Origin of the sequence: Streptomyces bicolor, assembly GCF_000719285.1 — a bacterium.
GTDB lineage: Bacteria > Actinomycetota > Actinomycetes > Streptomycetales > Streptomycetaceae > Streptomyces > Streptomyces bicolor.
The window spans coordinates 83425-102843 of record NZ_JOFS01000008.1; the positions used below are offsets into that span (position 1 = coordinate 83425).

Annotated in this window: 21 protein-coding genes and 1 pseudogene; 14 read left to right on the plus strand and 8 right to left on the minus strand. The window is 72.1% G+C overall.

From position 1 onward, the window contains the following. The first annotated feature begins 25 nt into the window (after positions 1-25). The 5 genes from IF78_RS0111775 (at position 26) to IF78_RS0111795 (ending at position 3296) form a co-directional block, all read left to right on the plus strand. The gene (locus IF78_RS0111775; RefSeq protein ID WP_031481145.1) at positions 26-835 is read left to right on the plus strand and encodes an alpha/beta hydrolase; all 810 of its coding nucleotides are present in this window, start codon (positions 26-28) and stop codon (positions 833-835) included. Between the two features lie 80 nt (positions 836-915). Beyond that, the gene (locus IF78_RS0111780; protein ID WP_031481144.1) at positions 916-1398 is read left to right on the plus strand and encodes a Dps family protein; all 483 of its coding nucleotides are present in this window, start codon (positions 916-918) and stop codon (positions 1396-1398) included. Positions 1399-1448: 50 nt separating this feature from the next. Continuing rightward, positions 1449-1781, plus strand: coding sequence for a DUF3140 domain-containing protein (locus IF78_RS0111785; RefSeq protein ID WP_031481143.1), 333 nt, complete (start codon positions 1449-1451; stop codon positions 1779-1781). Beyond that, positions 1778-2425, plus strand: a complete 648-nt coding sequence (locus tag IF78_RS0111790; RefSeq protein WP_031481142.1) for an HhH-GDP family DNA glycosylase — start codon at positions 1778-1780, stop codon at positions 2423-2425. Before IF78_RS0111785 ends, IF78_RS0111790 begins: the two co-directional genes overlap by 4 nt. Before the next feature lie 64 nt (positions 2426-2489). Then, complete coding sequence (locus tag IF78_RS0111795) at positions 2490-3296, plus strand: SAM-dependent methyltransferase (RefSeq protein ID WP_031481141.1); 807 nt, start codon at positions 2490-2492, stop codon at positions 3294-3296. Between the two features lie 31 nt (positions 3297-3327). Here IF78_RS0111795 and IF78_RS0111800 read toward each other — a convergent pair whose 3' ends face one another. The 7 genes from IF78_RS0111800 to IF78_RS0111830 are packed head-to-tail and all read right to left on the minus strand — an operon-like array spanning position 3328 to position 10221. Beyond that, entirely contained in the window at positions 3328-4020 is a 693-nt protein-coding gene (locus tag IF78_RS0111800) for an SDR family oxidoreductase (protein WP_031481140.1), read from the minus strand. After that, entirely contained in the window at positions 4017-4892 is an 876-nt protein-coding gene (locus tag IF78_RS0111805) for a cupin domain-containing protein (protein WP_031481139.1), read from the minus strand. The genes IF78_RS0111800 and IF78_RS0111805 overlap by 4 nt, the downstream gene beginning before the upstream one ends. Further along, positions 4889-6241 (minus strand): amidohydrolase family protein, encoded by a 1353-nt coding sequence (locus IF78_RS0111810; RefSeq protein ID WP_031481138.1) that lies wholly within the window; start codon positions 6239-6241, stop codon positions 4889-4891. Before IF78_RS0111810 ends, IF78_RS0111805 begins: the two co-directional genes overlap by 4 nt. A gap of 22 nt (positions 6242-6263) precedes the next feature. Beyond that, positions 6264-7244, minus strand: a complete 981-nt coding sequence (locus IF78_RS0111815) for an alpha-ketoacid dehydrogenase subunit beta (protein ID WP_031481137.1) — start codon at positions 7242-7244, stop codon at positions 6264-6266. Next, positions 7232-8209, minus strand: a complete 978-nt coding sequence (locus IF78_RS0111820; protein ID WP_031481136.1) for a thiamine pyrophosphate-dependent dehydrogenase E1 component subunit alpha — start codon at positions 8207-8209, stop codon at positions 7232-7234. The genes IF78_RS0111815 and IF78_RS0111820 overlap by 13 nt, the downstream gene beginning before the upstream one ends. Beyond that, positions 8209-9537: a M24 family metallopeptidase gene (locus tag IF78_RS0111825; protein WP_031481135.1), complete on the minus strand. Its 1329-nt coding sequence runs from the start codon at positions 9535-9537 to the stop codon at positions 8209-8211. Before IF78_RS0111825 ends, IF78_RS0111820 begins: the two co-directional genes overlap by 1 nt. Before the next feature lie 45 nt (positions 9538-9582). Next, entirely contained in the window at positions 9583-10221 is a 639-nt protein-coding gene (locus tag IF78_RS0111830; RefSeq protein WP_037640267.1) for a helix-turn-helix domain-containing protein, read from the minus strand. A gap of 101 nt (positions 10222-10322) precedes the next feature. On the opposite strand from IF78_RS0111830, the gene IF78_RS0111835 reads away from it, so the two are divergent. The 7 genes from IF78_RS0111835 to IF78_RS0111865 all read left to right on the plus strand — a co-directional run bounded on the left by IF78_RS0111835 (position 10323) and on the right by IF78_RS0111865 (position 17347). Next, positions 10323-11156 (plus strand): response regulator transcription factor, encoded by an 834-nt coding sequence (locus tag IF78_RS0111835; RefSeq protein ID WP_234439806.1) that lies wholly within the window; start codon positions 10323-10325, stop codon positions 11154-11156. Between the two features lie 109 nt (positions 11157-11265). Beyond that, positions 11266-12090: a hypothetical protein gene (locus IF78_RS0111840; protein WP_031481132.1), complete on the plus strand. Its 825-nt coding sequence runs from the start codon at positions 11266-11268 to the stop codon at positions 12088-12090. A gap of 172 nt (positions 12091-12262) precedes the next feature. Continuing rightward, complete coding sequence (locus IF78_RS0111845) at positions 12263-13072, plus strand: SAM-dependent methyltransferase (protein WP_031481131.1); 810 nt, start codon at positions 12263-12265, stop codon at positions 13070-13072. 67 nt (positions 13073-13139) lie between these two features. Beyond that, entirely contained in the window at positions 13140-14543 is a 1404-nt protein-coding gene (locus IF78_RS0111850) for a type I glutamate--ammonia ligase (RefSeq protein ID WP_031481130.1), read from the plus strand. A gap of 1 nt (position 14544) precedes the next feature. Continuing rightward, on the plus strand, positions 14545-15729 hold the full coding sequence (locus tag IF78_RS0111855; protein WP_051827735.1) for an amidohydrolase family protein: 1185 nt from the start codon (positions 14545-14547) through the stop codon (positions 15727-15729). A gap of 42 nt (positions 15730-15771) precedes the next feature. Beyond that, a complete protein-coding gene (locus IF78_RS0111860; protein ID WP_031481128.1) occupies positions 15772-16299 on the plus strand; it encodes an NUDIX hydrolase family protein in 528 nt (175 codons plus the stop codon). A gap of 19 nt (positions 16300-16318) precedes the next feature. Continuing rightward, positions 16319-17347 (plus strand): NAD(P)/FAD-dependent oxidoreductase, encoded by a 1029-nt coding sequence (locus IF78_RS0111865; RefSeq protein WP_031481127.1) that lies wholly within the window; start codon positions 16319-16321, stop codon positions 17345-17347. A 148-nt stretch (positions 17348-17495) separates the two neighbouring features. Here IF78_RS0111865 and IF78_RS0111870 read toward each other — a convergent pair whose 3' ends face one another. Continuing rightward, positions 17496-18086, minus strand: coding sequence for a TetR/AcrR family transcriptional regulator (locus IF78_RS0111870; RefSeq protein ID WP_031498232.1), 591 nt, complete (start codon positions 18084-18086; stop codon positions 17496-17498). A gap of 122 nt (positions 18087-18208) precedes the next feature. On the opposite strand from IF78_RS0111870, the gene IF78_RS0111875 reads away from it, so the two are divergent. Both IF78_RS0111875 and IF78_RS43555 read left to right on the plus strand, forming a co-directional pair. Next, a complete protein-coding gene (locus tag IF78_RS0111875) occupies positions 18209-18640 on the plus strand; it encodes a tautomerase family protein (RefSeq protein ID WP_031481125.1) in 432 nt (143 codons plus the stop codon). Further along, positions 18633-19382, plus strand: a pseudogene (locus IF78_RS43555) (alcohol dehydrogenase catalytic domain-containing protein). The gene IF78_RS0111875 and the pseudogene IF78_RS43555 overlap by 8 nt, the downstream one beginning before the upstream one ends. Positions 19383-19419 lie beyond the last annotated feature (37 nt).

Below are 19419 nucleotides of genomic sequence, written 5' to 3' on the forward strand. Positions count from 1 at the left end.
CCTCACCGACGCCGACGGAGGAGCCATGGCCGACACCCGCGAGCACGTCCTCGACGGAAGCCGGGGAACGATCGTCGTACGGGAATGGCCGAACCCGCGACCCCGCTGCCTGGCGCTGGTGATCCATGGCTACGGGGAGCATGTCGGCCGGTACGCCGAGGTGGCGGACCTCCTGGTCACGCACGGCGCGGCCGTGTTCGGCCCCGATCACGCCGGGCACGGGCGGTCGGCGGGCGAGCGCGTGGTGATCGAGGACTTCGAGGACGTGGTCGCCGACGTGCACGCCGTCGCCGACCTGGCCCGGGCCGCGCATCCGGGCGTGCCGGTCGTCATGATCGGGCACTCCATGGGCGGCCTGATCGCGGCCCGTTACGCACAGCTCCACGGCCACGAGCTCGCCGCCCTCATCCTGTCCGGGCCCGTGATCGGCGACTGGGAACTGCCCCGGCGACTGCTCGCCATGGACGCGATCCCCGACACACCCATCAACCCGGCCGCGCTGTCCCGCGACCCCGAAGTGGGCCTGGAGTACGCGGCGGATCCGCTGGTCTGGCACGGCCCGATGAAGCGGCCGACGGTGGAGGCGTTCGCCCGGATGCTGGACACCGTGTCCAAGGGCGGCGGCATCAGGCATGTGCCGCTGCTGTGGCTGCACGGCGGCGACGATCGCCTCGTCCCGCTCCCCGGCAGCCGCACCGGCATCGAGGAGGTGCGCGGGGAGGAGCTGACCGAGCGCGTTTACGCGGGCGCCCGGCACGAGGTGTTCCACGAGACGAACAAGCGCGAGGTGTTCGCGGATCTCGTCCACTTCCTGGACGAGGTGCTCGCACGCTGAGACGTGTCGCGTTTGCGCCGGTTCGCCCTGGGCACCCGCGCCCGCATGGAGCAAGCCGCCAGAAGAAGGAGGAGCTCGGTATGACTGTGGTCAAGAGCACGCTCCCCGAACCGGCCCGCCGCGTGGCCGCGGACGCGTTGCAGAGCACTCTCGTCGATCTTCTCGGGCTCTCGCTGATCGGGAAGCAGGCGCACTGGAACATCGTGGGCCCGCGCTTCCGCTCGATCCATCTCCAGCTCGACGACGTGGTGTCCGTGGCCCGCGCGTTCGCCGACACGGTCGCGGAGCGCTCCGCCGCACTCGGCGTCCCGCCCGACGGACGGCCGGAGACGATCGCCGCGGCCTACACCCTGCCCGGCCCCAAGGAGGGCTGGGTGCGCGACACCGAGGTCGTCCAGCTCATCGTCGACACTCTGGAGGCGGCCATCGAACGGCTCCGCGAACGCGTCGCCGCGACCGCCGAGCCGGACCCGGTGACGCAGGACCTGCTGATCGGCATCACGAGCGAGCTGGAGAAGCAGCGCTGGATGTTCGACGCGGAGAACTGGCCGCGCGGCGAGTGACACGGCCGTACCGCCCGAAGAGAAGCCGAACCCGAGAGAAGGGGCACACCGTGACCGACGCCCTCGAACTCGACACGTTGTGGGAGGACTTCCACCGTGTGGTGAACATGACCTCGCAGGAGCTGGCCGCCTGGCTGCGGGTCAGTGACGCGGACGAGGAGACCGAGCCGCTGCCGGACCAGGCCGGCACGCCCACCGGGCAGCACGTCCTCGCGATCCTCCAGAAGCGGCGCACGGACCTCACGGACGACGACATCCAGGTGATGTACGACGTCGTGGACACCGTCACCGCCGAGGCGGACCTCGAGAACGAACCCGAACCCGAACAGACCCGCCGTCGGCATCAGCTGATGACGATCGGCCACGACCCGTTGAAGCCATGAGCGACAACAAGCGCGTCGTACGGGAGCTCGTCCACGCGCACGGGCAGACGTTCGCCGAAGAGGCGGGCATCCCGCTGAAAGACACCCCGCAACCGCTGTACCGGCTGCTGGTGCTGGCGCATCTGCTCAGCGCCAGGATCCGCGGCTCCATCGCCGTCGACAGCGCCCGCGCCCTGTACGACGCGGGCCTGCGCGATCCGCGCCGGATGGCCGACGCCGACTGGCAGGAGCGCGTGGACGCGCTGGGCCGCGGTGGCTACCGGCGCTACGACGAGCGGACCGCGACCCAACTCGGCGACGCCGCTGAGCTGTTGGCCGACCGGTGGGGCGGGGACCTGCGGCGGCTGCGGAAGGAGGCGGACGGCGACATCGCCGAACTGCGCCGCCTGCTCCAGGAGTTCCCCGGCATCGGCCCGGCCGGCGCCGACATCTTCCTGCGCGAGGCCCAGCGGGTCTGGCCGGAAGTGGCGCCCTACCTCGACGCCAAGGCGCTCTCAGGCGCGCGGCGGCTCGGTCTGCCCGAGGACGCGGACCGGCTGGCCGACCTGGCCGGGAACACCGAACCGGCCGTGCTCGCCGCCGCGTTGGTGCGGGCCTCGCTCGACAAGGAGGTGGCCGAAGACAGCCTCCGCCGAGCCGCATGATCGTGAAAGACTTGCTCGCAGCACGCCGCTGTCAAGCAGACGCCGTCGAGCAGAGGAGACCTGTGTGACCGGGACCGAGCCGGCCGTACCCAGGATCGACACGAGCAGGCCGCACCCGGCCCGCGTCTACGACTGGTTCCTCGGCGGCAAGGACAACTACCCGGTCGACGAGGAACTCGGGCGACAGATCACCGCGATGCAGGGCGACGCGCCGCGGCATGCCCGTGCCAACCGCCGGTTCATGGAACGGGCCACGCGTGCCGTCGTCCGGGAGACGGGGATCCGCCAGTTCCTCGACGTCGGTTCCGGCATCCCGACCGAGCCAAACCTGCACCAGATCGCCCAGTCCGTCGTCCCGGACGCGCGCGTGCTGTACGTCGACAACGACCCGATCGTCCTCGCTCACGCGGAAGCGCTGCTGCACGGCACGGCGGAAGGCGCGACCGAGTACGTCCAGGCCGACGCGCGCGAGCCGGAGCGGATTCTCGAACGGGCCGCGTCCGTCCTGGACCTCGGCCGGCCCGTCGCCCTGTCCATGATCGCGCTCCTGCACTTCATCGCGGACGACGACGGCGCCCATGACCTCGTGGACACCCTGGTCGGCGCGCTGGCGCCGGACAGCTGTCTGGTGCTGTCGGCGATGACGGCGGACTTCGATCCGGAGAACGTCAACCGGGGTATCGCGGCCTACACGGCGAGCGGGGTGACGCTCGTGGCCCGCTCGCACGGCGAGATGGGCCGGTTCTTCAAGGGGCTCGAGCTGTTTGAGCCGGGCATCGTGTCGCTGTCGGACTGGCGGCCCGGCGAGGACGGGAACGGGGAGGAAGTGGGGCCCGTCTCGCTGTACGGCGCGGTCGGCCGCAAGCGCTGACTCCCGCACAGGGCGCTGCCCCCTGGCCCGCTCAGCCGAGCAACCAGCCCCCGTCCACGGCGAGTTCGACCGCGTTGACCGACCGGTTGCGCAGCAGGAAGTCCACGGCGTCCACCACGTCACCCATCGTGGCGAGCCGCCCGGTGGGTGTTCTGGCCCGCAGCCCCGCCCGCACTTCCTCGGGCTTGCCCAGCCAGTAAGGGCTGTCGCCCACGACTCCGGGATGCACCGCGTTGACCCGGACGGGGGCCAGCTCGACCGCGAGGGTGTTCACCAGCCCGCCGACCCCCGCGTTCACGGTCGCCACCGTCGTCGCCCCCGCATACGGGCGCTCCTTGGCCTGGCCGCCGAACAGCACGATCGCGCTGTCGTCGTGCAGCCGGGGCCGCAGGGCGTGCACGACCTCGGTGTACCCGACGAGCTTGAGGGTGACCAGACGCAGGGCCGCGTCGATGTCGTACTCGGCGACCCGGTTGTCGTCCCGTGACACCCCGGCGATCACCAGGTGGTCCACGCGCTCGACGCCGGCCAGCGCGGCGGCGATCCCACGCGGCTGCGCCAGATCGAGGGCGATGCCCCGTGCGGCGCCGACCTCCTTGGCCACCGTGTCGGCGCGATGGGCGTCCCTGCCCGTGAGCACCACCTCGTCACCCCGGCCCGCACGGAAGCGGGCGAACTCGCGGCCGATCCCGGACGTCCCGCCCACAACCACCACACCGCTCATGACCCCAGGGCCTCCCTCAGGTACTCCCAGTCCCGCGTGAACCGGTAGGAGTGGCGCGACGGCGGCTGCGGCGCCTGTGTCTCGAGCCAACGCAGCGGCCCCTCCCCCGCGTTGGCGAACCCGTGCACACATCCCGCGCCCGCCCAAGCCACGTCACCGGGCCCCAGCCGGTACCGCTCGGCGTCGAAGGTGGCGTCCACGACGCCCTCGAGGAACAGGTACGTCTCCTCGAAGGGGTGGTCGTGCGTGCCCGCGACGCCGTCGGGGGCGTACTGCACCATGAACATCGTCGAGGCGACCGCGCCGAGATCGCCGTCGACCATCATCTTCACGGTGATCCCGCTGTACACGAGCAGCGCGGTACGCATGCTCGCCGACACCGCGAGCAGGTCCTGGGACTGCTTGCCGGGGTCCATCTGCGCGGGTTCGAAGTGGCCGAAGGACCGCGTGCGCGGGTCGCGGACGTCGATGCGGACGGGGTCGCGCTCGGGCAGCGCGGGCACCGCCTGGTTGTCGTGGCCGTAGCGGGCCCGCGGCACGGGGGCGAGCATGTCGGCCCAGCGTCCGGCGACGTCCCCGGCGCCGCGCCAGGCGTGCGGGACGCCGATGGGAAGGAGCCCGTAGTCGCCCTCTTCGAGGCGGTACGACCCGTCGGGAACATCGAGGATCACAGCCCCGTAGAGCACATGGAAGCTCTCCTCGTACGAGTGCACATGGGCCGCGACCCGGCCGTCGGGCCGTACCCCGCACAGGCCGAAGCCGGTGTGCACACTGCCGTCGTCCTCGCCGACCAACGTCCGCCGCCGGTAACCGCGTTCGTCGTACGGCGGCTCCGGGGCGTCGACGGCACGGCGCACCAGGTGTCGGGTCATGCGGCGTTCTTCGCCTCCTTCGCGGCCAGGAGCCGGTCGCGGGACTCCTGGACCAGTCGCCGGGCCCGGTCGACGTCGGCCACCAGCCTGCCGTCGCGCTTGTGGATCACGCCGTCCACGATGACCGTGTCGACATTGGAGACGTCCGCCGACAGCGTCACCGCGGCGGCCGCGTCGTGCACGGGCGCGACGTTCAGCGCGGTGGCGTCGATCGCGACGACGTCGGCGCGCTTACCGGGGGTCAGCGATCCGGTGCGGTCCTCGAGGCCCGCGACGTGGGCACCGTTGCGCGTCGCGATCTCCAGCATCTGACGTGCCGTCAACATGGTCTCCGGAACGGGCAGGTTGGCCTTCCAGCAGTCGGCGTTGACGCGGGCGCGCTCGGCGCCGAACGCCGCGCGGATCTGGGTGAACATGTCGCCGGGCACGGTGGTGACGACGTCGATGCTGAGGGAGGGCCGCAGTCCGTACTCGATGGCCTTCATCACCGGCGGCCAGCCGTGCCCCATCTGCGCCTCGACCTGCGGCGCGATCGACACCGTGCCGCCGCTGTCGGCGACCATCCGCCACTCGTCCTCGTGGAAGTAGCAGCAGTGGATGTAGGTGGTGTCGGCGCCGAGGAGCCCCAGGTCGTGCAGTTGCCTGACCATGCCGAAGCGGCCCGCCAGCCGTCCCATCGCCACGTGCACGGTGATCGGGATGTCCAGGTCGCGGGCGAGGGCCCACTCGGCGGTGACGACGTCGTTGACGCAGAAGCCGGGGCCGCGGGTGGCGAGGGCCATGGTGAGCAGGCCGTCGTCGGAGGCGAAGTACTTGCCTCGGATCCGCCGTACGTCGTCGCCGGGGATCGCGATCTTGCTCTCGAACCAGTAGTCGGCGAGGGAGGTGTTGGCGCTGCCGTACGCGTACTGCGCGCGGATCCCGCTCTCCGCGAGGCCCTGGATCGCCGCGTCCGGGTGTTCGGGTGTGTTGTTGATGTGGGACCAGTCGACCAGGGTCGTGATGCCGGCGTTGAGGCACTCCAGCGATCCCGCGAGGTTGGCCGCGTACACGTCCTCCGGGGTGTACAGCGGTGCGAAGGTGTCGAGGATGTCGACGAAGTAGTCGTCCAGGGTGGCGTCCGGGGCGACGTTGCGGATGGACGCCTCCCAGGTGTGGCGGTGGGTGTCGACGAACCCGGGGATCACGATGCGGCCGGTCATGTCGAGCACCTCGGCATCGGCGCTGATCTCCCGCTCCACCGCCGTGATCCTCCCGTCCTCGATGAGGACGTCCCCCTGTGGCAGGTCCCCGATGCCGGGGTCCATCGACAGCACGTGCCCCGCGCGCAGGAGCATCCGATCGGTCATCGCCCTTCCTCCTCTGGGGTGTTCAGTAGGCGGCGAGGCCGCGTACGGCCGCCACGACCTTCTCGACAGTGGGGATCACCCGCTCCTCCAGCGCGTCGGCGAACGGCAGCGGGACGCACTCCCCCGCCACCCTCCGGACCGGCGCGTCCAGCAGGCCGAACCCCTCGTCGGCGACGACCGAGACGAGGGTCGCGCCCCAGCCGCCCTGGTACGGGTTCTCCTCGACGGTGACGAGCCGCGAGGTCCGTCCCAGCGAGGCCAGCACGGTGCTGACGTCGAGCGGCACCAGACAGCGCAGGTCGACGACCTCGGCCTCCACGCCCTCGCCGGACAGCAGCTCGGCGGCCTTCAGCGCCACCGGCACCATCGAGGCGAGCGCGACAAGAGTGACGTCCACGCCCTCGCGGACGACGGCGGCGCGGCCCAGCTCGACGACGTGGTCCGGCGGCACAGGCGCGCCCTTGGCGGCGAGGAGTCCCTTGTGCTCGAAGAAGACGACCGGGTCGTCGCTGCGGATCGCCGCCGCCATCATCCCGATGACGTCGGCGGGGGTCGCCGGTGCGGCGATCTTCAGCCCGGGAACCGTGAACGCCCAGTTCTCGGTGGCCTGGGAGTGCTGGGCGCCGAAGCCGAGGCCGCCGCCGTTGGCGGTGCGCACCACGAGCGGGACGGTGACCTGACCGCCCGTCATGTAGCGCACCTTCGGGATCTCGTTGGCGAGGTAGTCCCAGCAACAGGCCAGGAAGTCGGAGAACATGATCTCGGCGACGGGCCGCATCCCGGTCATCGCGGCGCCCATGGCGGCTCCCACGATGGCCTGTTCGGAGATGGGTGTGTCCCACACCCGCTCGGGCCCGAACTCCTTCAGCAGCCCCGCGGTCGTCTTGAAGACCCCGCCCGCCTCGCCGATGTCCTCGCCCAGGCACACCACGTTCGGATCGCGCCGCATCTCCCGCGCGATGCCCTCGGCGACCGCCTCCCGGTAGCTGATCACGTCCGCCACGCCGCACCTCCGTCGGCCCATACGTCGGTCAGCGCCTCGTCGGGATCGGGCGCCGGGGCGGCTTTCGCGGCCTCAACCGCCTTCTGCACGGCGGTCGTCGCACGCTCGTCGGCCTCGTGGACGACGGCCTCGGGCACCCCCGACTCGATCAGCCGTCCACGCGCCAGGTCCAACGGGTCGTGCTTCAGCCAGCGTTCGACCTCCTCGGCCGGACGATAGGTCGCCGGATCGGCGCGGCTGTGCCCGAAGTGCCGGTAGGTCCGCGCCTCCAGCAACGCGGGCCCGTCTCCTGCCCGGGCCCGCGCCGCGAGCCGGGCCACGGTCTCCTGTACGGCGACGACGTCGTTGCCGTCCACGACCTCGCCCGGGATGCCGTACGCGGGCGCCCGGTCGGCGGCGGGCCGGGCCACCGCCGTGACGTCGGCGATCGGCGTGTACTCCATGTAGAGGTTGTTCTCGCAGACGAACAGCACCGGCAGTTTCCATACGGCGGCCAGGTTCAGCGCCTCGTGGAAGGCGCCGATGTTGGTGGCCCCGTCGCCGAAGAAGGCGACGGCGATCCGGTCGGTGCCGCGCAGCCGAGCCGACCAGGCGGCGCCGACGGCCATCGGGAGGTGGGCGCCGACGATGGCGTAGGAGCCGAGCATGCCGGTCGAAGCCTTGGTCAGGTGCATGGAGCCGCCCTTGGCCTTGCACAAACCCGTTGCCCGGCTCATGAGTTCGGCCAGGCACTCCTCCGGCGTGGCGCCCCGCGCCATGGCGTGGTGGTGACCTCGGTAGGTGGCGAACACGTAGTCGTCGGGGCGCAGGGCGGCGCTCGCGCCGACGGCGATGGCCTCGTGGCCCGCGGCCAGGTGGGTGGTGCCCTTGACGAGGCCCTGCAGGAACAGGTCGTGGGCGGCCTTCTCCGTACGGCGGATGACGGCCATCTGCTCGTAGGCGGCGAGGAGTTCGGCGGGTTCCATCAGGGCGTCCCGGTGTTCAGGTGGGACTGCGACTCGCGCCGGGTGTTCAGCTCGCCGCCCACCGTCCAGTACTTGCGGCCCGCCACGAGCAGTTCCTCCGCGGGGAACTTGGTGATGACCTCGCAGCCGTCGTCGGTGACGACCACTTCCTCCTCGATGCGGGCGGCGGACCAGCCGTCGGCGGCGGGCCAGTAGGTCTCCAGGGCGAACACCATGCCCTCTTCGAGGACCTCGGGGTGGTCGAGGGAGACCAGCCGGCTGAAGATCGGCTTCTCCCAGATGGACAGGCCCACGCCATGGCCGTACTGCAACGCGAACGCGGCCGTCTCGTCGGCGAAGCCGAACTCCTCGGCGCGGGGCCAGACCTGCACGATGTCGGCGGTGGTGGCTCCCGGGCGGACGAGGGCGATGGCCTGGTCCATGTACTCGCGGCAGCGGACGTACGCGTCACGCTGGGCGCGGGAGGCGCTGCCGACGGCGAAGGTGCGGTAGTAGCAGGTGCGGTAGCCGAGGTGGCTGTGCAGGATGTCGAAGAAGGCGGGGTCGCCGGGACGGATCAGACGGTCGCTGTAGACGTGCGGGTGGGGTGAACAGCGCTCACCGGAGATCGCGTTGACGCCCTCGACGTACTCGCTGCCGAGGTCGTACAGCACCTTGCTGACCACGCCGACGCACTCGTTCTCGCGCACACCGGGGCGCAAGTAGCCGTACAGCTCCTCGTACGCCGCGTCGACCATCGCGCAGGCCTGGGTGAGCAGGGAGATCTCGTCCGGGGTCTTCAGTCGGCGGGCCTCCAGGAAGACCTGCTGGCCGTCGACGACGTCGATGCCCTCGGCGCGCAGGGCGGTGAGGATCGGCATCTCGGCGACGTCGATGCCGAGCGGCTCGCCGGCCAGTCCGTGGGCGCGCAGCTCCGTGGCGATCTTCGCGGCGACGTCCTCGGCGATGCCGGCGTCCGGGTGGAAGGCGCCGCGGAGCGTGGAGATGCCGGCGCGGGCGCCGGTGGGCGGGCTGCCTTCCTTGCCGTCGCTGTAGTCCAGCCACGGGTTGTAGAGCTGGTGGTGACGGGCCGCGGAACCGAAGTCCCAGACCACCGGTTCGGCGCCGCGCACCAGCAGGGCGAAGCGGATCAGCTTGTCCATCGCCCAGGTGCCGATGTGCGTGGCGGTCATGTAGCGGATGTTGGCGAAGTCGAAGCTGAGCACGGCGCCCAGCGCGGAGCGGTTCAGAGTCTCGTTGAGGCGGGCCAGCCGCTGCCTGCGCAGCCGGTCCAGGTCGACGCGCTCTTCCCAGTCGACGGCGTTGGGTCCGAATGTGCGGATCGCCATGGCGACCACCCCCACCTCGGAGTGAACGACCACGGGCCGTGTGTGTCAAGTGTCACTGAACACGCACCAGACGCCCACGGCCGGTACGTCACCATCATTGCGGTAGCGGTGCGGGGTCGTCGACTCGAAGCAGACGGCGTCGCCGGGGCGCAGCGTGTACTCGTCGAATCCGAGGGTGAGGATCAGTTCGCCCGAGGTCAGGTAGCCGTACTCGGTGCCTGTGTGACGCATGAGACCGTCCGAGCTGGAGGAGGCGCCTCCGGGTCGGTAGGTCACCAGCAGGAAGTCGACGTCGGTGCCGGGAACATGGCCGAGACGCTCCCATACGACACCCGAGTCCAGCTCCAGCGCCTCCCGCTCGTCCGGTGTGACCAGGGGGCCGATGCGGCGGCCGGGGTCGGCGGTGAAGGCGGCCAAGGCGTGCAGGACGGTGCCGGGCGCTGTCGTCGCCGGGGACGCCGCTGCCGTTTCGCCCGCGTCGAAGAGCGACTCTACGGAGATGCCCAGAGCGGTCGTGATGGCGTAGAGGGTGCTGACCGACGGCTGGCTCTTGCCGTTCTCGATCTGCGAGATGAGGCTCGCCGAGACGCCGATCTCACGGGCGAGCGCCCGCAGGCTCGTCCCGCGTTCGAGGCGCGCCTGCCGGATGCGCGCACCGACGGGCGGGACGGCGACGGGAGGCACGGGCGGCTCCTCTCAGGCCTCAGGACGGGCAGCGTTCGCTCTCATTGAACAGCGAGAGAAGCCCGAACGGTATCGGTACCGGAAATCGTCGACGTCAGCCGTTGCCCACCGGAAACACCGCCCGCACCTCCCACCCGACCGCGCCCCGCGGGCCGGCATGCACTTCGCCGCCCAGTGCGGTCACCCGCTCCTTCAGCCCGACGAGGCCGAATCCACCCCCGTGCGCCGCCGCCGGAAGCTGGGTACCGCCCCGCCCGTCGTCCGCCACCGACACCTCCAACCGCCCGGCGTCGGTCCGCACCGGCTTCCGCTTCTTCCTCAACGCCCAGCCCGACATCACCGTGGTCGCCGAGGCCGCCGACGGCGAGGAAGCGGTGGCGCTGGCCCGGCGGGAGCGGCCGGACGTGTGCCTGCTGGACATCCGGATGCCGAAGCTGGACGGCCTCGAGGCGACCCGGCTGCTGGCGGGGCCCGATGTGGCGGACCCGATGCGGGTGGTCGTGGTGACCACGTTCGACCTCGACGAGTACGTGTACGGGGCGCTGCGCGGCGGCGCCTGCGGATTCCTGCTGAAGGACTCGGGGCCCGCCCTCTTTGCGGAGGCGGTCCGCGCCGCCGCGGCCGGGGACTCGCTGGTGTCGCCGTCGGTCACGGTCCGCCTGCTCAAGCACGTCACCGCCCCGCAGGCCGACCCCGCCCCCGCCGCTCCGGCGAAGCCCGCCCCGCTCACGGAGCCGTTGACCGACCGCGAGCTCGACGTGGTCCGGCTGGTCGCCCTCGGCCGTACGAACGCCGAGATCGCCGCCGAGCTGTACGTCTCCCTGTCGACGGTCAAGACCCACCTGTCCAGCGTCCAGCTCAAACTGGCCGCCCGGAACCGCGTCGAGATCGCGGCCTGGGCCTGGCAGCACGGGCACGCGCAGCCCGGCGGTTGAGGCGCCGGGGCCCGGGTGGGGCTCACTCGAACGGTCCGGCGCCGCTGGTGGGCCGTCGGCCGCGATGGTGCGCTGAGGACACGCGTCACGTTCTCAGGAGGCACTCGCGATGACCCGTCGTACGTCCCGGCTCGCCCGCGTTCTCTCCTCGGCCCTGGCGGCGGGCGCGCTGCTGACCACGGCCGCCTGCTCGGGCGACGGCGACAAGGACGGGTCCCGGGAGTCGGGCGTCACCGCGTCCCCCGCCGCCAGGAAGCAGCCGACCCCCTCGCCGACGGCCACCCTCACCGAGTCGGGCGCGCAGACCGCGCTGATCACCGAGGCGGACATCGAGGACGACTGGACGCAGGTCAAGGACACGGAGGCGGAGACCTGGCACGACTCCCTGCTCATCGGCACGGTCGACGTCTCGGACTTCCTCACCGCGAAGGCCGACGCCGCCGACTGCCAGCGGCTCATGGACTCGCTCTACGACGACGACCTGCTGGGCAGGCCGTCGGGCGCCAACGCGCTGCGCGGCTTCACGCAGGACGACTCGCGTCTGCTGTACCAGGTCGCCTCCTACGACCGGAGCGACCCGCAGGACTCTCTGGACTGGATGGCGAAACTGCCGGAGGAGTGCGACCAGTTCACGATGACCGAGGACGGCGAGGAGCGCACGGTGCAGGTCATCGAGACGTCGCTGCCCGACGTGGGCGACGCCCGTGAGGGCCTGCGTGTGACGGTGCGGGGCACGACCGGCGGCGAGCAGGCCACGCTCACCCTGGACGTCGCCGCCGTACGCGTCGGAAACGACGCGATCACCGTCACGGCGGGCGGTCTCGACGGCGACGAGCACGACTCCGTCGAGCAGGCGGTGAAGCTGGGCACCCAGCGCCTGCACGACGTGCTGGCCGGGAGGTCGCCGGCCGCCAGTCCGAGCGAGATCGAGTAACCCGGCCCCGCGGATCTCCCCAGCTCTCCCTCGCGGCTCTCCCCCGCCGCACGCCAACGGCCGTACCCGCTGTGCCGATTCCTCTGCCGATTCCCGGGACAACGTGATCAACGGAGCGGCACAATGACGGCGATGGCCGGTTTCGGTCGTGCGTGCGAGGAGAGGACGAGTCGTGAGTGATGGCCACACCCCGTCGGGCGGGTCGGCGAAGCTGAACACCGGTGTGGCGCACAACGCGCGCGTGTGGAACTACTGGATCGGCGGCAAGGACAACTACGAGGTCGACCAGCAGGTCGGCGAGCATGTCGCCGGGATGTTCCCGATCATCCGGGACATCGCCCGCGCGGACCGCGAGTTCCTCGGCCGCGCGGTGCGGTTCGTGGCCGAGGAGCGGGGCGTGCGGCAGTTCCTGGACATCGGCACCGGGCTGCCCACGGCGGAGAACACCCACGAGATCGCCCAGCGTGTCGCGCCCGACTCACGGATCGTGTACGTCGACAACGACCCCATCGTGCTCGTGCACGCCCGCACGCTGCTGACCGGCACCCGCGAGGGCGTCACCGCCTACATCGACGCCGACGTGCACGATCCGGACGCCATCGTCGAACGGGCCGGGCAGACCCTGGACTTCACCGAGCCGGTCGCGGTGATGATGCTGGGCATCCTCAACTTCGTCCTGGACTACGACAAGGCCCGCGAGATCGTACGGCGTGTCCTGGCCGCGGTCCCCTCCGGCAGCGTGCTGGTGCTGACGCACCCGACCTTCGACTCCGAGCTCGGCGGCGAGGGCCAGATCCCGGCGATGAAGTTCTGGAACGAGAACGCCACGCCGCCGATCACGGCACGCAGCGGCGCCGACATCGCCGCCTTCTTCGACGGCCTGGAGCTGCTGGAGCCGGGCATGGTGTCGTGTTCGCAGTGGCGCGCCCCCGACTCTCCCGCTCCGGTGCCGCAGTACGGCGCGGTGGCCGTGAAACCCTGACGCCCAGCAGGACCGCACGAACCGGAACGACCCGGCACGGACCGGCCGAGCTCGTCGAGGAGACCGTATGACCACCCTTGCCGACCCCGTACCGGGAGGGCGGCCCGGCGACGTCGAGCGGGCCACGGCGCTGAGCGGGGAGCTGTCCGGGCGGGGTGTGCACGGGATCGTCCTGGCCTACGTCGACACGGCGGGCATCGGCCGGGTGAAGACGATCCCGACGGCGAAGCTCGCCTCGGCGGCGGCCTGGGGCGTCGGGATGTCGCCGGTGTTCGACACGTTCCTCGCGAACGACTCCATCGTCACCACCGACGTCCTCGGCTCCCCGGACGGCGATCTGCGCCTCTACCCCGACCTGGACCATCTGGTGGAGCTGGCCGGGCAGCCCGGCTGGGCCTGGGCACCGGTCGACCGGATCACCCAGGAGGGCGATCGGCATCCCGGGTGCGGCCGCACCTTCCTGCGCCGGACGGTCCAGGAGGCCGCCGAGCGGTACGGGATCTCGTTCAGGGCGAGCATCGAGATCGAGTGGGCCGTCGCCCAACCGCCCGGCGTCGACGGGGAGTTCGTGCCTGCGGTCACGGGTCCGGCGTACGGCGCCACCCGTCAGGTCGAGCTGAGCGACTGCACGGCCGATCTGCTGGCGGCACTCGCGCGGCAGGGCGTGGAGGTCGACCAGCTCCATCCCGAGTACGCGGCCGGGCAGTTCGAGCTGTCGGTGGCCGCGCTGGACCCGGTGGCGGCGGCCGACCGCAGCGTGCTGGTCCGGCAGACGATCCGCGCGGTCACGCGGCGCCACGGCCTCGCGGTGTCCTTCGCCCCGGCGGTCCTCGGGCAGGGCGTCGGCAACGGCGGCCATGTCCACCTCTCGGCCTGGCGCGACGGCGTCAACCTGCACGCGGGCGGTGCCCGCCGCCACGGTCTGCGGCCCGAGGCCGAGTCCTTCGCGGCCGGCGTCCTCACCCGTCTCCCCGCCCTCACGGCGGTGACCGCGCCGAGCCCCGCCAGCTATCTGCGGCTCAGACCCTCGCAGTGGGCCGGGGTGTTCACCGCTTGGGGCCGGGAGACGCGGGAGGCGGGCCTGCGCGTCGTCACCGGCACGGCGGGCCACCGCGACCGGGCGGCCAACCTGGAGATCAAGCCGGTGGACCTGGCCGCCAACCCGTACCTCGCCCTCGGCTGCCTGATCGCCGCCGGGCTGGACGGACTGACGCCGGGCGCGCGGTTGCCCGAGGAGATCACCGGCGATCCGGCGCATCTGGGCGCGGAGGAGGCGGCCGCCCGGGGTGTGCGGAGGCTGCCGGCCACGCTCGGCGAGGCCGTCGAGGAGTTCCGCGCGGACGAGCGGCTGCGGTCGGCCCTGGGCACGGTCCTCGCCGACGCCGTGATCGCCGTACGGGAAGGCGAGCTCCACGCCGTCGCCGGGCTGGACGACGATCAGGTGGCGGCGGCCTACCGCTGGAAGTACTGAGATGAGCGCCACCGGCCCGGTCCACGAGGCGCTCGCGGCGCTGCCGCTGGTGGACCACCACTGCCACGGAGTGGTCACCGCCGACCTGGACCGCGACGGCTTCGAGTCCCTGCTCACCGAGGGCGAGCCGTGGCCCGGCATCTCGCCCTTCGACACCCCGGCGGGCGTGGCCGTACGCCGCCACTGCGCACCCCTGCTCGATCTGCCGCGCCACGCCCCGGCCGACGCGTACCTGGCCCGGCGCGCGGAGCTGGGCGCTCGCGAGGCGAACCGCCGGTTCCTGGCGGCCGCCGCGACGGAGGTGTTCTGCGTCGACACCGGATACACCCCGCACCGCATCACCGCACCGGGGGAACTGGCGGAGGCCGCCGACGGGACGGCGTACGAGGTCGTACGGCTGGAAGCGGTCGCCGAAGCGGTGGCGGCCGAGGGGGTGGAGCCGGAGGCATGGGCCGCCGCCTTCCGCACGGCCGTCGAGAAGGCCGTACGGCGTCCGGGCGTGGTGGCCGTGAAGTCCGTGGCCGCTTACCGCACGGGCTTCGACCTGGACCCGGCGCGCCCCACCCAGGCGCTCGTCGCCGCGGCGGCCCGGCTCTGGCTGGCGGAGGGCGGCCGGCTGGCCGACCCGGTCCTGGTACGGCACCTGCTGTGGACCGCGGTGGACCTGGGGCTGCCCCTCCAGTTGCACACCGGGTTCGGCGACGACGACATCCGCCTGCACCGGGTGGACCCCACCCTTCTGACGGACTGGCTGCACCTCACCAAGGGCACGATCCCCGTCCTGCTCCTGCACTGCTGGCCGTACCAGCGCCAGGCCGCCTATCTCGCGGCGGTGTTCGAGCAGGTGTACCTGGACGTGGGCCTCACCCTGCACCACGTCGGCCCCGCCCGGTCCCGGGCGATCCTGGCCGAGGCCCTGGAGATCACCCCGTTCCGCAAGCTGCTGTACAGCTCGGACGCGTATGGTCTGGCCGAGTTCTACCGGCTCGGCGCGCTGGCGTTCCGCCGCGGCCTGGGCGACCTGCTCCAGGACCGGGTGGACGCCGACGAACTGAGCCTGCCGGACGCGCTGCGGATCGCGGCGTGGACGGCCGGCGACAACGCCCGCCGCCTCTACGGACTCCCCGCCACACAACCCTCCCCGTCCCCCTACCCCGCTCCCGACTCCCGTCAGCACCGCGACTGAGCGTTCGCAATTCCCGGAAAGTATGATCAAGCAATGTCTGACATGACCGAAACCACGCCCGGCTGGCTGACCCCCGACGAACTGGAGATGGCACGCGCGCGCATGCCGATCCTGTACGTCGAGGCCGTGCCCGTGCGCGTCGACGACAGCGGCGAGGTCACGAGCATCGGCCTCCTGCTGCGCATCGGACCGGACGGAACGGTCAGCCGGACCCTGGTCTCCGGCCGCGTGCTGCACCACGAGCGCGTCCGCGACGCCCTCCTGCGCCACCTGGAGAAGGACCTCGGCCCGGTGGCGCTCCCCCGTGTCCCGACCTCCCTGCAGCCGTTCACCGTCGCGGAGTACTTCCCGACGCAGGGCGTCACGGCGTACCACGACCCGCGCCAGCACGCGGTCTCGCTCGCCTACGTCGTCCCGGTGACCGGCGACTGCCGCCCCCGCCAGGACGCCCTCGACCTGGTCTGGTTCAGCCCGCAGGAGGCGCTGTCCCCGGCGGTGCAGAGCGAGATGCCGGGCGGGCACGGGGTGCTGCTCAAGCAGGCGCTGGCGCATGTGGGCTGCGTGATCTGACCCGCGGAGGGGCTCGGGCATGTCCGTCGTCGTGGTCGGCGCCGGCATCGTCGGCGCGTCCGTGGCGTACCACCTGGCGCGCCGTGGAGCGCCGGTGACGCTGATCGACCGGGCCCCGGCACCGGCGACCGGAGCGACCGGCGGCTCCTTCGCGTGGATCGGCGGCCGCGGCGGCCACTGGCCCGGCGGCGCCGAGGATCTGCGAGGTTCGGTCCTGGCGGACCACCGGCGCCTGGAGGCCGAACTGCCGGATGTCGCGGTGCGCTGGAGCGGGTCGCTGAGGTGGGACGGCGCTCCGGTGGGGGCCGAGCCCGGCGAGGGCCGGTTCCGGGTGGGCGCCGACGGGATCAGGGCGCTGGAGCCCGGACTGCGCGAGCCTCCCGAGTGGGCCGTGCACACGCCGTCGGACGGCGGGCTGGATGCGGTGGCGGTCACGGGCGCGCTGGTACGAGCTGCTCGTGGGCTGGGCGCGCGGATGGTCCTCGGTGCGGCGGGCGTGGCTCTCAAGACCGTCGACGGGAGGGTGCTCGGGGTGACCTCGTCCGCCGGCTTCCATCCGGCGTCGACGGTGGTGCTCGCTGCGGGCACCGGGGTCCGCGGGCTGCTCACGCCGCTGGGCCTCGAGCTGCCGATCGAGGCGTCCCCCGCTCGCCTGGTGCGGCTCACGGCGCCGTCCGGGCTGGTGCGCGCCATCGTCGCCGGGCCGGAGTTCGAGGTGCGCGAAGTGCGGGAGGGACGGTTGCTGATGACCGTCCCGCCGACGTCCTCGGCGGACAGGGCGCTGCGGCGGCTGCAGGCCTCCTTCCACGGGGCGGACGGCTGCCGCGTCCTGGACACCCGCGTCAGCGCGCGACCGATGCCGGCCGACGGGCCGCTGGTCGGTCACCTCGTCCCGGACGGGTCGGTGTACTTGGCCGTCCTGCACTCGGCCGTCACTCTGGCACCCACGGTCGGACGGCTGGTTGCCCAGGAACTCGTCACCGGCGAGAGCGCGGAAGAGCTGCGCCGCTGCCGGCCGGAGGGGCGGATCCTGCGGGGCGGCGGCTGAGGGGCGGTTCGGGTTTGTTCGGCAGGCGGCCCGGTGGTCGTCACGCGCACCGCCCGGTGGGCGGGCTCAGCGGTCAACGTCCAGGTCGGTCAGGTCGGCGGCCCTCAACGCCCGTATCCGGTCCCGGACATCCCGACGGCTCTCCCGCTCAGTCCGGACGGCCCACCGCCCCCACGATCAGCGCTTCGAGCTGCCCCGCGACCTGGTCAAGCGGCCGCATACTGCGCTCGGCCCGGCTCATCGCGATCGCGCCCTCCACCGACGCCACGATCAGCGCCGCCAGCCCGGGCGCCTGCTCGGCGTCGGCCCCGTGCGCGCGCAGCGTCTCGACGAGCAGCCGCTCCCATTCCTGGAAGGCCTTGGTGGCGGCGACGAGGGCCGGCGGGGTCTCGTCGGCCGGGGGCTCCTCGACGGAGACCGCCAGCACGGGGCAGCCTGCGCGGAAGTCGCTGTCGACGACGATGCCGCGCCACAGGCCCAGGAAGGCGCGCAGGCCGGCGACCGGGCCGGCGTGCAGCTCCTGGCGCAGGATCCCGGCGACCGCCGTGCCCGCGTACCGCACCGCCTCGGTGGCCAGTTGCTGCTTGCCTTCGGGGAAGTAGTGGTACGTCGAGCCGAGCGGCGCCTTCGCGTGCTTGGCGACCTCCCGGATGCTCGCGGCGTTCAGGCCACGCCTGCTGATCAGGTCGGCCGCCCCCGCCACGATGCGGTCACGTGACGGCGCGCTGGATTTCGCCAAGACCATGCTCCCCTCTGGCTATAACGATCGTCATAGTCTAGCCTGACCGCCTCTTATAACGACTGTCATAGACAGTCGTGTGGAGCACGCGACAGCGCGCAGAGCACGAAGGGAGATTCGTCATGCCGATGATCCGACTCACCGTCCCGCCCGGTTCGCTGACCGAGGAGGGCCGCGGCACCGTCCAGCGGGACCTGGCCGCCGTACTGCTGCGTTGGGAGGGGGCACCCGACACGGCGTTCTTCCGCGCCCAGGCGTGGAGCTATCTCGTCGAGCTGCCCGAGGGAGCGCAGACCACCGGCGAGGACGACGCACCCCGCTTCCTGGTCGAGGTGACGGTCCCGCACGGCGCGCTGTCCGAACGGCGCAAGTCCGGCCTGGTCGAGGAGGCCACCAAGACCGTGCTCGGCGCCGCCGGGCTCTCCGAGGAAGAAGCCCTGCGGGTGTGGGTGCTGGTGCACGAGCAGGCCGACGGCACCTGGGGCGCGGCCGGATCGGTCATCCGCTACGCCGACCTCGTGGCCCTGGCGAAGGGGCAGCGGGCCGATGCGTGAACTGACCTATGTCGCCCGGCACACGGTCGAATGGCGTGAGGCGCCCGACCCGAAGCTCCGGTCGGACCAGGAGGCGATCGTCGCCCCCGGGGCCGCGACCTCCTGCGACGTCGACTCGGCGATCTTGGCGTGCCATGGCATCATCCATCCCGCCGTTCGCCCTGGGCCATGAGTGCGTGGCCCGGGTCGTGGAGACCGGCGACGCCGTGACGACCGTGGCGCCCGGCGATCTGGTGGTGGTCCCGTGGTCCATCAACTGCGGCACCTGCGACCACTGTCGCGCCGGGCTGACCGCCCACTGCACGGCCGTACCGCACATGGCGATGTACGGCGCGCCGATCGGCGGCAACTGGGGCGGGCTCGTCTCCGACCTGGCCCGGCCGTCACCGCCGAGACGCTGGAACCCGTGCGGCACGGCTTCGACATCGCCGTCGAGGCCACGGGCCGCGTCGAGCAGCTCGCCCTGGCCGTCAAGTCCCTTGCCCCGGAAGGCATCTGCGAGTCCGCCGGCAACCACTTCCGTCCCGGCGAACTGCCACTGCTCGACATGTACCTCACCGGCGTCACCCTGCGCATCGCACGTGACAACGTCCGGGGCCACATCCCCGACGCCATCGAACTCGCCCGCTCCGGCGAGGTCGACCCCCGACGGGTCGTCTCCCACGTCATCGACTGGGAGCAACTCCCCGACGCCCTGCCCGAGAAACACCTCAAGGCCGTCTTCGTCCGCACGGACGGCTGACCCGGAGAACCGATAGACGCACCAGGCACGGTCACTT

What these genes read in the sequence shown, in the direction of transcription:
- IF78_RS0111775 (WP_031481145.1), top strand. Translation starts at nt 26, where the DNA reads ATGGCCGACACCCGCGAGCACGTCCTCGACGGAAGCCGGGGAACGATC.
- IF78_RS0111780 (WP_031481144.1), top strand. Translation starts at nt 916, where the DNA reads ATGACTGTGGTCAAGAGCACGCTCCCCGAACCGGCCCGCCGCGTGGCC.
- IF78_RS0111790 (WP_031481142.1), top strand. Translation starts at nt 1,778, where the DNA reads ATGAGCGACAACAAGCGCGTCGTACGGGAGCTCGTCCACGCGCACGGG.
- IF78_RS0111800 (WP_031481140.1), bottom strand. Translation starts at nt 4,020, where the DNA reads ATGAGCGGTGTGGTGGTTGTGGGCGGGACGTCCGGGATCGGCCGCGAG.
- IF78_RS0111805 (WP_031481139.1), bottom strand. Translation starts at nt 4,892, where the DNA reads ATGACCCGACACCTGGTGCGCCGTGCCGTCGACGCCCCGGAGCCGCCG.
- IF78_RS0111810 (WP_031481138.1), bottom strand. Translation starts at nt 6,241, where the DNA reads ATGACCGATCGGATGCTCCTGCGCGCGGGGCACGTGCTGTCGATGGAC.
- IF78_RS0111820 (WP_031481136.1), bottom strand. Translation starts at nt 8,209, where the DNA reads ATGGAACCCGCCGAACTCCTCGCCGCCTACGAGCAGATGGCCGTCATC.
- IF78_RS0111825 (WP_031481135.1), bottom strand. Translation starts at nt 9,537, where the DNA reads ATGGCGATCCGCACATTCGGACCCAACGCCGTCGACTGGGAAGAGCGC.
- IF78_RS0111840 (WP_031481132.1), top strand. Translation starts at nt 11,266, where the DNA reads ATGACCCGTCGTACGTCCCGGCTCGCCCGCGTTCTCTCCTCGGCCCTG.
- IF78_RS0111850 (WP_031481130.1), top strand. Translation starts at nt 13,140, where the DNA reads ATGACCACCCTTGCCGACCCCGTACCGGGAGGGCGGCCCGGCGACGTC.
- IF78_RS0111855 (WP_051827735.1), top strand. Translation starts at nt 14,545, where the DNA reads ATGAGCGCCACCGGCCCGGTCCACGAGGCGCTCGCGGCGCTGCCGCTG.
- IF78_RS0111860 (WP_031481128.1), top strand. Translation starts at nt 15,772, where the DNA reads ATGACCGAAACCACGCCCGGCTGGCTGACCCCCGACGAACTGGAGATG.
- IF78_RS0111865 (WP_031481127.1), top strand. Translation starts at nt 16,319, where the DNA reads ATGTCCGTCGTCGTGGTCGGCGCCGGCATCGTCGGCGCGTCCGTGGCG.
- IF78_RS0111875 (WP_031481125.1), top strand. Translation starts at nt 18,209, where the DNA reads ATGCCGATGATCCGACTCACCGTCCCGCCCGGTTCGCTGACCGAGGAG.